This is a genomic window from Marinobacter halophilus, from assembly GCF_003007685.1.
Classification (GTDB): domain Bacteria; phylum Pseudomonadota; class Gammaproteobacteria; order Pseudomonadales; family Oleiphilaceae; genus Marinobacter; species Marinobacter halophilus.
Window position 1 is genome coordinate 744,759 of the sequence record NZ_PXNN01000011.1, and the last position, 14,609, is coordinate 759,367.

The 14,609-nt window shown below is 56.0% G+C and carries 13 protein-coding genes; 5 read left to right on the forward strand and 8 right to left on the reverse strand.

The features are described from left to right. Positions 1–80: 80 nt before the first annotated feature. Together C7H08_RS09750 and C7H08_RS09755 are read right to left on the reverse strand one after the other, a co-directional pair. Positions 81–2,084: a flotillin family protein gene (locus tag C7H08_RS09750; RefSeq protein WP_044389005.1), complete on the reverse strand. Its 2,004-nt coding sequence runs from the start codon at positions 2,082–2,084 to the stop codon at positions 81–83. 43 nt (positions 2,085–2,127) lie between these two features. After that, a complete protein-coding gene (locus C7H08_RS09755; RefSeq protein ID WP_106671518.1) occupies positions 2,128–2,754 on the reverse strand; it encodes a hypothetical protein in 627 nt (208 codons plus the stop codon). A gap of 205 nt (positions 2,755–2,959) precedes the next feature. Here C7H08_RS09755 and C7H08_RS09760 point away from each other — a divergent pair, with 205 nt between their 5' ends. Genes C7H08_RS09760 through C7H08_RS09775 form a run of 4 tightly spaced genes read left to right on the forward strand, consistent with a single transcriptional unit; the run spans position 2,960 to position 5,575 of the window. After that, positions 2,960–3,364 (forward strand): YjfI family protein, encoded by a 405-nt coding sequence (locus C7H08_RS09760; RefSeq protein WP_044389003.1) that lies wholly within the window; start codon positions 2,960–2,962, stop codon positions 3,362–3,364. A 14-nt stretch (positions 3,365–3,378) separates the two neighbouring features. Continuing rightward, entirely contained in the window at positions 3,379–4,074 is a 696-nt protein-coding gene (locus tag C7H08_RS09765; protein WP_106671519.1) for a PspA/IM30 family protein, read from the forward strand. A 44-nt stretch (positions 4,075–4,118) separates the two neighbouring features. Continuing rightward, entirely contained in the window at positions 4,119–4,451 is a 333-nt protein-coding gene (locus C7H08_RS09770) for a hypothetical protein (RefSeq protein WP_044389001.1), read from the forward strand. 29 nt (positions 4,452–4,480) lie between these two features. Further along, positions 4,481–5,575 carry a rhomboid family intramembrane serine protease gene (locus C7H08_RS09775; RefSeq protein ID WP_106671520.1) on the forward strand — a complete coding sequence of 365 codons (1,095 nt, stop codon included), beginning with the start codon at positions 4,481–4,483 and terminating at the stop codon, positions 5,573–5,575. 76 nt (positions 5,576–5,651) lie between these two features. On the opposite strand, the gene C7H08_RS09780 is transcribed toward C7H08_RS09775, so the two are convergent. Both C7H08_RS09780 and C7H08_RS09785 read right to left on the reverse strand, forming a co-directional pair. Then, positions 5,652–5,894, reverse strand: coding sequence for a hypothetical protein (locus tag C7H08_RS09780; protein ID WP_106671521.1), 243 nt, complete (start codon positions 5,892–5,894; stop codon positions 5,652–5,654). Between the two features lie 57 nt (positions 5,895–5,951). Continuing rightward, a complete protein-coding gene (locus tag C7H08_RS09785; protein WP_106671522.1) occupies positions 5,952–6,404 on the reverse strand; it encodes a DUF4124 domain-containing protein in 453 nt (150 codons plus the stop codon). A 27-nt stretch (positions 6,405–6,431) separates the two neighbouring features. Between C7H08_RS09785 and C7H08_RS18105 the strand changes: the two genes are divergently transcribed. Then, the gene (locus C7H08_RS18105) at positions 6,432–6,956 is read left to right on the forward strand and encodes a hypothetical protein (protein WP_133169827.1); all 525 of its coding nucleotides are present in this window, start codon (positions 6,432–6,434) and stop codon (positions 6,954–6,956) included. A gap of 168 nt (positions 6,957–7,124) precedes the next feature. On the opposite strand, the gene C7H08_RS09795 is transcribed toward C7H08_RS18105, so the two are convergent. The 4 genes from C7H08_RS09795 to C7H08_RS09810 form a co-directional block, all read right to left on the reverse strand. Further along, positions 7,125–8,288, reverse strand: a complete 1,164-nt coding sequence (locus tag C7H08_RS09795) for a hypothetical protein (RefSeq protein ID WP_106671524.1) — start codon at positions 8,286–8,288, stop codon at positions 7,125–7,127. Further along, positions 8,281–12,399 carry a hypothetical protein gene (locus tag C7H08_RS09800; RefSeq protein ID WP_106671525.1) on the reverse strand — a complete coding sequence of 1,373 codons (4,119 nt, stop codon included), beginning with the start codon at positions 12,397–12,399 and terminating at the stop codon, positions 8,281–8,283. The genes C7H08_RS09795 and C7H08_RS09800 overlap by 8 nt, the downstream gene beginning before the upstream one ends. 39 nt (positions 12,400–12,438) lie before the next feature. Next, positions 12,439–12,978: a DUF4123 domain-containing protein gene (locus tag C7H08_RS09805; RefSeq protein ID WP_227663172.1), complete on the reverse strand. Its 540-nt coding sequence runs from the start codon at positions 12,976–12,978 to the stop codon at positions 12,439–12,441. Positions 12,979–12,995: 17 nt separating this feature from the next. After that, positions 12,996–14,609 (reverse strand): type VI secretion system Vgr family protein (locus C7H08_RS09810; RefSeq protein ID WP_106671580.1); only part of this gene is annotated, 1,614 nt, incomplete at its 5' end.

Consider the following 14,609-nt stretch of genomic DNA (forward strand, 5'->3'; position numbering starts at 1 on the left):
AAATCATCCTGAACTGAGGAGAAATCTGAAAGGGAGAAGACCGGGGCAGTGCACATCAGGCACCGACCCGGTCCAGAACATCAGGCGGTTTCGGAAGTCCGGCTGGACTTCTCAGAAGCAACCCGCCCGGCAATACCCGCGAGGGCGGCCTGCAGAGATGGGGACTTGTCCAGAACACCCTGTACGCTCTTGCCGTAGCCGATGCCCTGGGCAAACTTCTCGAAGATGCCACCGTCGCCACCAATCATTTCGAACTTGGCGTCTTTCAGGGCAGCCGCCATCACGCGGCCATTCTCGAGCATGCCGGTCTTCTGAGCCTCAATCTGGGCCATCACTTCCTTCTCATGAACTTCCAGGTTCATGCGGAATTCTTCAAAGTGACGTGCCTCTTCAGACATGTTGTCATAGGCTTTGAGCTTCTCAACCAGACCAGAGGCTTCGGCCTTGGCCATGGCTTCACGGGCATCGGCCTTGGCATGACCCATGCGCTGCTCGCCTTCGGCATCTGCCAGCACCATTGCCTTGCGGGCATCGGCCTTGGCCAGACCCAGCTTCTCTTCACCCATGGCTTCGGTTTCAAGGCGCTGCTCCAGCACACGCACTTCAGCCAGACCAGCCTCTTCATCCGCCTTGGCAGTAGCCGATTTAACATCGGCCCGTGCCAGACCATCAGCGCGGATAGCAGACGCCTGAGCTTCCTTGACCTGCGCTTCGGCAAGCCCGTCTGATGCCGCCATTGCCTGACGACCACGAGCCAGCTTCTCGTCAGCCACCGACTTCTTCTCGGCGGCATCCAGGTCTGCCTGGGCTTTGACTCGCACTTGCTCAGCTTCAAACTTGGAGCGTTCGAAGGCGGCTTCCGCAGCTTTCACGTCCATGAGTTTCAGTTCTTCGGCATCCGCTTCCGCAGCCACCACTTTCTTGACCTTCAGGCGCTCCGCTTCAGAACGGTTGCGCACGTCCTTGATGTTCTCTTCCTCTTCCGCCACGTTGCGCTCAACCGCAATACGCTGGCTGGTGATGTCAGCAATTTCCTTGCGCTCGCCTTCCAGCGCCTTCTCCATGCCGATGCGCTCGATCTCTACCGCACGTTCACGGTTGACGTCTTCCAGCTCACGGGCCTGGCGAATCCGCACTTCTTCAATCTGAACCGCACGTTCACGGGCCTTCATGGCCATTTCAATCTGGCGCTGCTTGTTCTCTTCGGCAATGGCCAGCTCTTCATCGGTCTTGATACGAGCAGCTTCAGCGCGGGCACGCTCCTGCTCACGCACCTGTTCGGTCTCGGAAGTTTCACGGGCCTGCAGGGTTTCAATTTCACGGCGCTGACGGGCTTCCGCATCAGCCTGGCTGCGTTCCAATTCCAGCGACGCCTCACGGGCAGAGACGTTCTTGCGCTGAATTTCCAGTTCCTGGTCGCGTTCCAGGCGATTGGTTTCCACGTTGTGCATCGCGGTGATTTCAGTAATCCGCTTGATGCCTTCAGAATCCAGAATATTGTTGGGGTCCAAAGAGGTTTTCGGCGTCTGTTCCAGGTAATCAATAGCCACGTCTTCCAGCACGTAACCATTGAGATCCTCACCAATGGTCTCAATGATGGAGTCGCGGAAATGCTGACGCTCCTCAAACAGCTGCATGAACTCCAGCTTCTTACCGACCGTCTTCAGGGCCTCACTGAACTTGGCATTGAACAGTTCATTAACCGCGTCCCGGTCAGACGCACGACCGACACCCACCGATTTGGCGACCCGCAGCACATCTTCTGCCGTCTCATTTACCCGCAAGTAGAAGGCAACGGTGATATCGGCCCGCAGGTTGTCTTTACAGATCAACCCTTCTTTGCCGGTGCGGTTCAGCTCCAGGGTGATCACCGAGATTTTCATGATCTCGGAACGGTGAATAACCGGCAACACCATGGCACCAGTGAAGTACACCTTGGGCGTTGGCGACAGATCGTTCACGATCAGGGCCTGGCCCTGATCCACCTTGCGGTAGAAGGCTTTGAACAGGGTCAGAATGCTCAATATCAGCAAAACCAGAACACCTACCGTCATGAAGGCCGGTATGATCCAAGATAAATCCATTTACGCTTTCTCCTGAGCTGATTGGAAAGAAATGAGTGCGGGATTAACCGGCCGATTCGCCGGACAGAAATTCGGTTTCCGGCACCACCCACCAGGCGTTGGCATCCGGAATGTGTTCAATCAAGACCGCCCGTTCCCGATGGGAAAGCGGTGAATGGCTGCGCACCTGCAACACCAGATGGGCACCATCCAGATGGACTTCTGCCCGTCCGGATGTTTCAGAAACAGATGACGAAATCACGACGCACGGTGTGCCGATGATGCGTTTTTGAAGAGGCGGCAGATAGGCGCGCCGGAACAGGGGCCGGAGCGGCCTTACCACGATCGATGTGGCCAACAAGCCAACAACCAGGGCAATGAACATCACCGCCAGAGCGTACAACCAGTGCAGAATGCCCGACGGCACCAGTGCGCCGAAAACCAGATCAGTAAAATAACTGGTCAACCAGCTGATCAGGAACAGCAGCGTGAGCACCAGCGGCAAAGGCACACCTTGCAGGCCCAGCGTCACCATCAGGCCACTGAAATCGCCAACAAAGTCAATATCACCATCGGTATCGACGTCGCCCATGCCAGACAACGAAATCAGCCAATACACAATGGCAACGCAAAGCAGTACCGAGAAAACCACCGTCGGGAAGGAGAACGCAACTGCGAAGAATGTTTCCATACGCGACCAGATATCCGTTCCGGTAAATCCAATAAGTGACAGTTCGTGTCAACGAGAGGCGTTGTTTATAACCCAAATAAACTATTTCTTGCAAACATTTAATGGCGGAGTATAGACTCAGTTCACTGACATAAAATGTCAAGCTACAGGACAAGGTTCGTCCGGATCGGCCGAACCGATTCAACGCCACAGGAAGGAGCTATTCGTGGACACTCAATCCCTCACCCTGGCCCTGGGTGATGCTACCCATGCCGGCCGTACCTTCGATGTTATGCCCGTGGCCGGTGACGAGCCGGTTCTGCAGGTTACCGTGTCCGGTGCTGAAGAAACGCCGGTGTACATTACCGTAACCGACACCCAGATTCTGTGCCTTGCGTACCTTTTTGACACCCAGGAACTGAACCCGGAACGGCTGCACGAGCTGCATGAAAACATGCTGAGAATCAGCGTTCCCATGCCACTGAGTGCGCTCGGCAAAACTGGCGACCACTACGTGGTGTACGGCGCCCTGAGCCCCACCTCCGGCACCGCAGAGATCATGCAGGAACTGGTCACGCTCGCCGAGAATGCCATCGACCTGTTACAGACATTTGAAGACTATCTGGCTTGAGCAAGGGGTGAGACATGAGAACCGTACTGAAAAAGATTCTGACCGCGATGCGCGGTGGTGTTAACGAACTGGGCGAAGCCGTCGTCGATGGCCAGGGCAACCGCATTCTGGAACAGGAACTGCGCGATGCCGAGCAGGAACTGAAGCAGGCCAAGCAGGAACTGGCTGCCCTGATGGCAGAGGCGGCGTCCTTGGCACGGCAGATCCGGGTCGAGCAGGACAGCGCCGGCAAACGCGAACAGGATGCCCGCAAAGCCCTGGCCGCCGGCCAGGAAGAGCTGGCCCGGGAAGTGGCCGAACGCATTGTCGGCCACGAGCGCCGTGCGACCGAACTGACCCAGACTCGGGAACTGCTGCAACAGCGCATTGCCGGCCTGAAAGAGCGGGTACAACGGGCCGAGAAACAACTGGCCGACTACCGCCGCGAGCTGCAGGTGGTGAAGACCAATGAGCGGGTGCTGCGCACCACCGCCCAGATCGACACCAACATTAACAGCAATCAGTCATCGTTGAGCACCGCCAAGGAAACCCTCGAGCGCATCCGCGATCGCCAGGCCCGGGAAGAAGACCGGCAGACCGCCAGCGCCTCGCTGGAAAAAGAACTGACCGGCGCGGACCTTGATGAGAAACTGAAAGCCGCTGGCATTGACAGCGAGCAAGACGCGGTAAACGATGTTCTTGCCCGCCTCAAAGGCAATCAGGCTCAGTAAATCGTTGCGCCCCCAACATGGGGGCGCCTACCCAGGCTAAGCCAATGGCAAAGAAACCGGACTGGTCAAAAGAAGAGCAAGCGGTTCAGGCGGTGCAACTGGCCTTTGATCTCTCCAACGACATCCAGCGCGCATTCCGGGTATCAGCGGCGTTGCAGGACATGAGCACGGCCGACATGGTGCGGAAGGTTCTGCAACTGCCTTACCGAAGAGCCAGAGCCAGGCCTCGGCTGACGGTAACCCTGAAAGACGAAGACTTTGAACTGCTGGCACAGAAATACCGCCTTGATCCGCAGGATCGAGCTGCTATCCGCCATCGGGTGGCAGAAGAGTTACAGGGATTTGCCAGGAATTATCTGACCGACTCCGGCCACTAGCCGCCGGAGAACTCCATGGAAAGGACCTAATGCCCAGAATACGACACCAACGTTGCCCGGCCTGCCGCACCGACGGCCTGGTTGCCACCAGCAACCCCTCGATACTGGACTGCCGACAGTGCCACGGCTTATGGTTTGAAGATGGCGCGCTGAATCAGGCGATTGCCCATCAGCACGACTGCATCGATGAGTACGACCACGAAGTGCACCTGGGCCCGGCCCTGCGTGCCAGCGACCGCCAGTGCAGGCGCTGCCGGGTGCCGATGGTGCACTACCAGTTACTGGAGCACTACACCACGGAGATTGACTGCTGCCCGGACTGCGACGGCGTGTGGCTCGATAGACACGAAATTGACCAGGTGATGCACTCGCCCAAACTGAAACAGGCGCTGACCGATCTGAACCAGAAAGTGACCTGGAAGTCCTGGTTATTCCAGTTCCTGACCTCCATGCCGGTGGAATACAACATTCAACCCCACCGCACGCCCTGGGTCACCCGCACACTGGTAGTGCTTTGCAGCCTGATTTTTGTAGCCGGCCTGCTTACACCCTCCGCCAACGAATGGATTTTCGTGAATCTGGGCCTGAATTCTGACACCCAGAGCCCAGCACACTTCGTACTGCAATTGCTGACCTACCAGTTTGTGCATGGGGGACTGATGCACCTGGTCGGCAACATGTATTTTCTCTGGATCATCGGGGACAACCTGGAAGACGCACTCGGCCACGGCGCCTTCCTGGCCCTCTACCTGTTCGCCGGCGTGATGGCCGCGCTGGCAGAGCTTCTACTGTTTGATACGGCCCAGGGCCCCCTCCTGCTCGTGGGTGCCAGCGGGTCTATCGCCGCCTTGTTCGGGCTATACCTGATGTGGTTCCGCCATGCCAGCCTCAGCTTCATGATCATCGTCTACCAGAAGAAACTCGCCCCCCACTGGTACTTCCTGATCTGGAGCCTGATCAACCTGTTCGGCATGTTTACCGCGCAAGGTGGCGTGGCCTGGGCAGCGCACCTCGGCGGCTTTGCCCTGGGGTTATTGCTGGGATATCTGATGCGGGATTACGTGCTCAGGAAGAACCCGCTCATTGCTCTACTGAATCAGCCGGAGGCGGTTTTGCGGCGGTGAAGACCGCCGCATGCACTCACTGTATGCTGTTCAAAACAGTAAAGCTTCCGACTTCCCCACTCAGTAGGGCTGTCATTCAAACTGCGTTGATTTTGCGTTCAATCTCCTGCAAGCGGCGTCGCATGGCGTCGTCCACCTCTTCCGGTTTGATCCTGGATATGATGTTCCGAAGCACCCGGATTTCGTTTTCATCGATCACGCCATCGCGCTCGGCGATACGAACGATTGAGCCCAGCTCTTCAGCATCGAGTTTGCCGTCATCGGTAAAGCACTGAATCGACATAAACGACATTTCCAGATGATCGCGACTTCCTGACATGGTTTTCTCCCTGTGATAACACTGTATTGATGCTGGATGGTTACAAGGCAACCAGGGTTATCCCTGATTACACGTTTCTTGTACTTTTTCCCGGAACCGGTCGCGTATCTGTTCGTTCTCTTCCTCCGACACAAACACCCGCTCACCACTCTCATCAAGATTGTAGAAGGTGGAGATTCGCTCCATGTTATTGAGTCTCGCTCGCAGCTTCTGGCAGGTCGCCTCGGCCTTTTGCGCCTGCTCTCGAGACTTGGCTTGATCTGCCTGGCGTGCTTCCCGTTCCTGTTGTTGCTGGTTCAGAAATTCGGTCATTTTCTGATGACGTTCCCGGGCACTCGTATCCACTTGAGCGGAAGCGGCGTTTACCCGAACTTCATTGGATTTCACCTGGGCTGGAGGCCGGTCACCGAAATGGACTTGGCCGTTGGCATCGGTCCATTGGTAGACAGCGGCGTGGGTGAGAGGGGTTACCAATAGCAAAACTAGAAATAGAAGACGCTTGTAAGCCAAAACTGAAGTCCTTTTCCGCAGATACTTGTGACCACTTATGATCCCGCTAGTCTACCCGAGCAAGTGTTTGGGCGCCTTGATCTGGCCATACAACGCGTCAACTGGTGCTCAATGTTGAGAGCGATTCCACAAAACAATCTGACCGTTTTCCCGCGCTTCACAGAGACTTTTGAAGAGGTCTTTGTAATCGCCGGCGTAGTTATACAGATTCGTGGCAACAATCCCGCCGTCAGATCGCTGGCGGGACAGGATTCGCCCTGGTTCTGGCAGGTCGTACGGGTGATTGTTCTTGAGGTAAACGATCAGAAGTGCAGACCGCTTTATGCCCTTGCTGAAATGACTTTCCAGTTTGAGATCAGCGATATCCTGCCAGGCAATCTCATTCAACATACAGTCGTCAATTCTCAGGAATTGGGGCGTCACCTCAATCATGTGATTGATCTTGCCAAAATCCAGCCGCAACAAACCCAGCATGACAATGCTTATAAATATGACGAAGCCAAATGCAAACGCGGCGGATGCTTCCAGATAAAACAGATACCCGAAGCCTAGGGCCGTTCCGAACAATAGAGCGCCGGTTGCATACATCAATGCCCTGTTTTTGGGGTACACCTGATGCTTGACCGTTGATATTTTTGAGCACGTTGAATCCATCGGAGTTAGTCCGTTAACCGATGCTTTTAGAATTGATAAGTGCAGGTACGGTAAGCAGTCATTGGTTTATTTCCAATCGCTTTGCACACGTCCAACTGACGGTCTGGGTGCACGAGACCCAGTACGACCCTGACGGGAACCACGCCCATAGGCGAGCATGTCCTCTGGCGTCATGTGCGCATAACGTACTTTCTTTGCCATCAGGTTCGGGCGTTGTTCGGTGTTGATGCGCAGGACCCGACTGAGCATCTCATCTTCTTGTTGCTTGAACGTTTTATTGTCCATATCCCGCCAGTAGCGTTCCGGACGGCCGGTACTCCTGTCGTGTTCGGCGGTCACCGGATCCTTGCGTCTGTGGGGTTCCAGCACCGGATACTCTGGCAGGGGACGGCTCACATCCATGTAGTTCTGGAGGAAATCCCAGAGTGCATAGCAAGGACGGGAAACATGGTGCCAGCCTAAAAGAATATCGCCGATATGGACCTTCAACTTGCTATAGCGATGGCACAGTATGAAATCGAACCTCGGCCCATACCGGGTCGCTCCGCCTGCTACCCAGCCGTCGAACTCATAGAAAGGTGCCTCGAAAACCGTCACTTTACGTCGACCAATGAGAGGAACTGTGCGACGGTAACGCCATACCCGGACCATCCCGTTACGACGGTCGAGCTCCCACTCAGGGCCCCGTCCGGCCTTTACGCTCCATCGGGGGAAAAGTGTGAAAACGAGTGTTGAGGACAACCACATGAGAGCGGGTATGCCTACCAGGAAAAAGAAAAATGGCCACGATTCTAAAAAAATAGTTAACCGTGTTTCTGGAGGCCCAAGCTGATAAGCAGTCGCTAAATAAGTGACGATAGAAAGTGTTAGCCCAACCCAAAAGTAAATTTTCCCAATAACTTGGGAATAACCGATCACCTTAGACCGAAAGGCTAGGGGTGAATAACAAATACTTTCGTGATCGAGTTGCCCCTGATCCCCGCTCCCAGTCAGCAGACTTTCACGCGATTCAATCTTTCGCAGGTCCTTCGGCGACCATCGAGTAAACAAGCTCAACGGCATCAACTCTTGAGTGCCGCCCCAAGGCAGCCGAAAGCCAGCCGATCGCCCCAATTTCGAATGATTGAAATCCTGACTTTGAACGGGCTGATCCGGTATCGATTCGGGACGGTAAGCTTCGATGCCATAGTAGCCACCGAAATCAGTCCCTGTGTTTGCTGGTTTATCCATAGTAACGGACCTGTTCGTCGTACCAGAATGGACGACCCTTTTTACTAAAGTCCGGTTCGGTGTGATTCGGATCATCTGTATTGTAGACCAATGGATCCTCCGGATCGGGGGCGGGAAACACCATAGGGGCCTCACCTTCCTTCGTCTGGATTTGCAACTGAATCCGAACGTTCCAGTGATAGGTCCAGGTTTCGATCAAATCCGCCGAGCCCAGCCAGCGCTGCGATTCCGCGCTGCGCGTAACGGGCGTTTTCAGATACACATAGGTCCCACCATCGAACTCCTCCTCTAGAAGCACGTGGTTCTTTAGCTCGGGTTTTGCAAATGGCGTAACTGTCGTTCTGGACATATCGCTCACACCCAACAAATACCCCCGCTCGGACTTTGTCTCTACCAGCTGCAGGTGTGGTTTCACCGCCACCATCTCCGCTCCCTTGAACAAACCGGGAAAGGCGCTTTCTACACGTAGACGGGTGTTGGCCTCTTGGAGCGCAGCCAGACGATGCTCATCCTGCTCGACCAACTCCCCCCGAAGTGCCAATCTACGCAAGGGATTGGGCTCGATCACAACATTCACACCCATTAATAGACTAGCAAGGCGGTAATAGGCCTCCTGCGGCTCTTTCAGGAAGGGTTTCTCCGCCATCGATCCGAAGGGGCCATGGCGCATCCAAATCTCCACAGGCTCTTCGCTGAACCAGGCCATCACCGCCGTACCAGAGATTGCCAGTGTCACACCCAAGGCCAGCCAACCGGCAGGCCCCAGAAACAGAAGGCCCGCAGACCCTGCGACACTGGCAAACGCGAATGCCAAGCCTCCCGCAGCAGCAATGCTTGCACCCACTGCCGCACCGGTGTTCCCCATGCGGGAAAGATAATTGGCCTCCTGGGAATAGTCGAACGCCATAAGCATACCACCCAGCCCCCCCAGCAATTTTCCCGGTGTCAACGACCCACCAACAATTTTTTCAAGCGCTTTAAAAAACGGGGTCGCCAAATTACGAGACATGAACTGAGAAGAGACCCTTTCGACGATTACCACGTTCTGTAGAAACCTCTCTGTTAGAATGACAGAGGCATAGGCTAGGTCATAGTAAGCACTTGCTGATCTAGCTAAAGCATTACTGAGACCCATCGCTCTCACGTTTTGGTCAAAAGCCGCATTTCCCCCCCTAACATTATGCAACTCCATCAACATAACCGCCGCAGGCAAAAGCGGCGAGTTGAGCACCCGGTAAAGACGCCTGTTCTCCGTCTTGGTCACCGTCTCCTCAAGTTTGCGCACTTCGGCTCTCAGGGTACCCCTGTTCACTTCCAGGTCATCGAAGGCGTCGTTGGCTGCTTGCAGGTTACCGTCTACCCTTTCGAAGTGGCTTAACGCCCGCTCCAATTTCGCCTCGGCGTCGGCGACCCGCCGGGCCACGACGGCAGTCGCTGCCGCCGACAGATTCGATGATTGGGCAGCATAGCGCTCCCATATGCCGAGTTCTTTCAACGCCCCGGAGTATTGTCTTTGCGCTGCACCCAAATGCCTCAGAATTCTCGCCATTTGCTCGTTCTCCGGCACAACCAGCACTAACACATCCTCCGCTTTATCAGAGGGCAATCCCTGCGCTCTGGCACGCCTCCGGTTGGTCGAAGCTCTGGGGTGAGCTCCTCCCTCGCCTTGCTCGGTGATATCGCCAAACATCTGAACGAACAGTCCCTCTTCGGAGATTTCCTCCATGCCCATGATGCCAATCACTAAATAGCCCTTTTGCGCTGCCTTTGAGAGGCGCTCCAGCCGGACGTTACCCATTAGGAAGGGCATTGAAGCTCGGAGCTGCTGAATCGACCCTGCGTACAGTCTCATTTGAGCTTTGATCACGTTTTTAAGTAATCGCTGTCTCTGTGCGGCCAGATTCTTTAAGCGTAGATCGACTTCAGATTCCTGTGCGGCTATACGCCCAAGGTTTGCCTGCGCTCTCTGTCTGGCCTGTTCGGCCTGCCGGCGGCCCTCATTCTGTTCATCAACAGCGTTGGCTCTTGCATCCGCATTTGCTTTTTCGGCATCTACCCGCTCTTGACTCAACCGATCCATTTCCGTTTTCATCGACTTGAGTTGAGCATCTATGTCCTTAAGTTGCTGGTTGCCGCTAATCAGAGGCTGACTGGCACTCTGGATAGTTCCCCACATATTTCCATGGATACTCAATAGTGTCTGGGCGCCTGTCCGCAAGCTTGAGGCGAAGGCCGTTAAAAAGACTCCTGCCTCGGCGGCTGCAGCAAGCTCCAGGCCGTCCCGTGTTTTAACAAGTTCCGTTTCCGGAAGGTCTGCAGCTTCCAGAGAGGCCAATTCGCTGGCACGGAACTGGCCGTCGCCAGAGTTTTCGTCTGGCTCGGAAGGCAACACATAGGGCTGTTCCAGGTCTTCAATACGAAAGCGGGGAAACAATAGTGAGTACAACAATTCACTGTGCCCTGCACTACAGAGCCTCCGAAGCCACTCCTTACCTGCTCCATCCCTCGGGCCGTCCACCTTGGCGGCTAGTACGTCGCATTCCTCCGGTTCCATAACCACCTCCTGTATTAGCGAAGCCAGAAAGTGGAAAGCACCTGCATAGTCATAACCATCATGGGTGAAGAGATCCACCAAGCTGTGCTGCGCCCAACTACGCCGCAACAGATCCAGTAGATCTGCCTGCAGGTTAGTCCCATACTCCACTGCAAGTTTTCTTTCGGAAGCTGCGATGGAACGTTCCAGTTCCCTCCGCCCCTCGCCATTAATTTCAGACATGTACTTATGCAGCGGATTCAGCCTTCCGCCAATGTTACTGGGGACAACTGCGGCATTCATTAGCAGGGCAGAATCAAAATAAGGTCGGGCCTTTGCCCTCCGAACCGCAGCATTGGAAAACCAGCCCGCTACCTGACGACGCTGCTGCAGGTAGCGAAGCTTTCCAACCGGGTCATCAAGCCGAATGGCTCCGATTAACCGATCACGTGCGTCCTTTACACAGTCTTCAACGGTTTGTGTATTTTCAGGCCAATCCAGTATCCCGAGCCCTTCGTTATCCCTCGTTGCCTCGTCAGCGGCTTCCACTTCTTTCAATGTCTGATGAAGGCATTTGGCAAGCGCGGTCATCTCCGGACGTTCATCCTCATGGACCGGATCGTCCGGATCCGGGTACTCCTGACGTTGGTGGACGCCGATGGCTTCCTGCGCAGCAGACGCAGCATAGTCGCCCTTGAGATCAAGGAGATAATTCTCCGGGCGATCGAACTGCCACTCAGTTGAAGGGTTTCGGCTCCGCTGGGGTGCGAGATCGCTAGCCAGGAAAGCATTGGTAAAACTGGTGTTGACCGTGAGGGTATCGCCGTCGCTATGTTTCGGCTCTGCAAGCTCCATGTTAACGGTGCTGCATCGGTCCACCCTGGCCAGAGGTTTTCCCTGCAAATAGTTAACCCGGGCCCCGGGCCACTGAGACTCACTGTAGGCTGCGTGAATACTAATCCACCTTCCATCAACTCGGGCAGGCACCCAGATTTCACTCAGTGCGGTACCTGTAACGGCTCGGTAACCAGGTTCAAATTTACCGTCGGCCTGTCGATAATTCTGGAGTGCCACATCGTGATAGCGTGTAACGCCCTGCTCGCCTATTCGTACTTCAAGTTCACGCCAAAGTTTCCCTTCATGAAACAGGTAAATAAAGCCAGGCCGGGACATTACATGATGCGCTGGGTTGTCACGCTTCAGGGTCACACCCGATACCAGAGTGGTCGGAATGATGGGAAGTATCACATGACGTTGCCTTTCTGTTTCACGATTCACCACCGTGGCACTTTGCAGGAACGGGACACGAACGGGGTCACCTTTGTCCGCGGCAATCTCCAGCCACAGATTACGATTAGGCTCTCTTTGCCAAGGCCAGACATGAAGGACCGATCCTTCCAATTCTTCCACTACTGCCCGATTTTCCAGCCCTTCTTGCTGCTCCGCATTTGTCTCATCAAAGATCCTGAAACTATGCCCTTCCGGATGATCCTTGCCCATCACCTCAATAATCAGCGATTCGCCTTCACAGGCGGGGCCGCAGCTTCCGGTAACCTGGTTTGAGTTGTTCTCAGACATCCCTGTCATTCCTTGCTCTGTATAGCGGTGAATTCATGCTTAAGCGGTGGTGGCATTCAATGCCTGCCACTGGCTTTCGTCTAATGTGGGCACCGGCAACATGGCGAAGAGGTTGGGCTTTTCAGTAGTTTGCCAACGCTCATCACCAGGCGCTCCGTACCAGTAGATCGCTCGCTCGATCACATTGGCTTCCGATCCCGAGGTGGGCGACAGCTGATGCCAGATTCGCGGATCGTAAAAACGCAGCAGGCCATGGCGCCGGCCATCAAAGCGCACTTTCAACCTTGCCCTCAACCAGTTGGCTACCGGCTCCAGGGCTTCTGATGATTCCAGAATCAGGCCGATAAGCCGCCCCTCCTTCAGGCCTTTCAGGGCCCACTGGTATTCTGGGCTGTGCTGGGCCGCTTTCAGGACAATCGGGCTTTCCGTCAGGTACAGCTGCCATTCCGTATCGGCGAACAGATAGACCCAGTCCGGGTTCTCGGCGTGCTCATACAGAGCCCGTGTAACCGGAGTTGTCTGGCCGGACTCCAGAACCAGATAGCGGCTCTTGTCAGGCGACGGGTTGGGGAATGCCACGCGATCGCTCCCTTGATTCATGCCGACTGACTCTTACCGCAGGGGCAGTTCCCCAGCGGACAGCTGCCATCAGGCTGCTGCTGGCATTGCTCGACAACGGCGGTTCTGTTCAGCTTTGCCTGTTTCAGCCGATGGGCCACGATGGCTTTCGGCTGGGCATCTATTCGTTGCCCATCCTCCGCCAACGCCACCGGCGCCACAACCCCACCCGCCGCTGTCACCAACCCCGGCCGCTCCGGCACCTTCACCTTCTGCCCGCTGCCTTTGCCGCCAGCACCACCGGCATTCATCTTGATGCTCGCGCCACCCAATGCCACGCCGCTGGGGTCGATCTTTACGAAGCTGCCACCCGCTTTCAGGGTGATTTCGGCGCCGGCTTCGATCACGACTTTCCGGCCGGCCTTGATGTGCAGTTCGGTGCCGGCGTTGCTGAGCCAGGCGGTGCCGGCTTTGAGGTGCAGGGTGCCGGTAACGTTGAAGCTGTGGTCTTTGCCGGTTTGTTCGCGCTTCTCGCCGTCCACGGTGTGGTGGCTGTAGCCTTTGGTGTGGCTGAAGCGGTTGTTTTCCACCGTCAGGTGGCTGTCGTTCTTGATGACTTCGGTGCGGTTGTTTTCGGTCAGCAGGTCCAGGTCTTTCTGGGCGTGGACGTAGATCTGTTCCTGGTCGGCTTCGTCTTCAAAGCGCAGTTCGTTACTGCCCTCGCCCTTGTGGGTTTTGGTTTTCAGGGTAGTTCTTGTTTTGTGTTCTGGCAGCGCGTACGGCGGTGTGTTGGTGGCGTGGTAGGTGCGACCGGTGATGATCGGCTGGTCCGGGTCGCCGTCCAGGAAGGACACAATCACTTCGTTGCCGATTCTGGGCAGGGCCATAAAGCCGTATTGGCCGCCGGCCCAGCCCTGGGCGACGCGCAGCCAGGCGCTGCTGTGTTCGTCGTTTTTCGAGTAGCGGTCCCAGGGGAAGCGTACTTTGACTCGTCCGTACTGGTCGCAGTGGATCTCTTCACCCTCGGGGCCGGTGACGAGGGCCATCTGGGGGCCGTCCATCATGGGTTTGTGTTCGCACAGCGGGCGCCAGGTTTTATCGGCGGGGATGGCGGTGAAGTCGTTGTGGTAGCTGGTGGGCTGGCTGCCACCTTCTTCCTGCATCGCCTGGGGCTGGGTGCCGGTGTGGGTGATGGCGGTCAGCAGCCATTCCCGGTTCAGGCTCTGGCTGTCGTGATCCTGCAGCTCGACTTTGGCGCCGAGGGTGAAGTCGGGGCGATTGCTTTCGCCCTTGGCCAGGCTGGCGTCGTTTCTGAGGGCGTCCAGTCTGGCCTGGGTGAAGGGCTGGCCACTGGCGTCGGCTTTGTAGCGGCCGGGGTAGTCGTAGTGTTGATAGTCTTCGCGGTGGTTCGGGCTGCCGGCGCTTTGTTCGTGCATCAGGGCGTAGGCGGGGTTTTTGAAGGTGTAGTCCTTCATGGCGACCGAAGCGGCTTTGATGCGTTCTTCGTAGGCGAAGCTGAACACGCAGGCCTGTTTGGTGCTGCCGCCGGCCTGGGTGTTGCAGGGCACCGGGTCCAGTTTCGGGGCGTCGCCGTGGTGGTCGGCGATGATCAGCGCCGGTTGTTCTTCGCCGTCCACGCTGCCGTGCTGGTA

Coding starts and splice junctions, on each gene's coding strand:
- C7H08_RS09750 (WP_044389005.1), bottom strand. CDS start 2,084: ATGGATTTATCTTGGATCATACCGGCCTTCATGACGGTAGGTGTTCTG.
- C7H08_RS09755 (WP_106671518.1), bottom strand. CDS start 2,754: ATGGAAACATTCTTCGCAGTTGCGTTCTCCTTCCCGACGGTGGTTTTC.
- C7H08_RS09765 (WP_106671519.1), top strand. CDS start 3,379: ATGAGAACCGTACTGAAAAAGATTCTGACCGCGATGCGCGGTGGTGTT.
- C7H08_RS09770 (WP_044389001.1), top strand. CDS start 4,119: ATGGCAAAGAAACCGGACTGGTCAAAAGAAGAGCAAGCGGTTCAGGCG.
- C7H08_RS09775 (WP_106671520.1), top strand. CDS start 4,481: ATGCCCAGAATACGACACCAACGTTGCCCGGCCTGCCGCACCGACGGC.
- C7H08_RS09780 (WP_106671521.1), bottom strand. CDS start 5,894: ATGTCAGGAAGTCGCGATCATCTGGAAATGTCGTTTATGTCGATTCAG.
- C7H08_RS09795 (WP_106671524.1), bottom strand. CDS start 8,288: ATGGATAAACCAGCAAACACAGGGACTGATTTCGGTGGCTACTATGGC.
- C7H08_RS09800 (WP_106671525.1), bottom strand. CDS start 12,399: ATGTCTGAGAACAACTCAAACCAGGTTACCGGAAGCTGCGGCCCCGCC.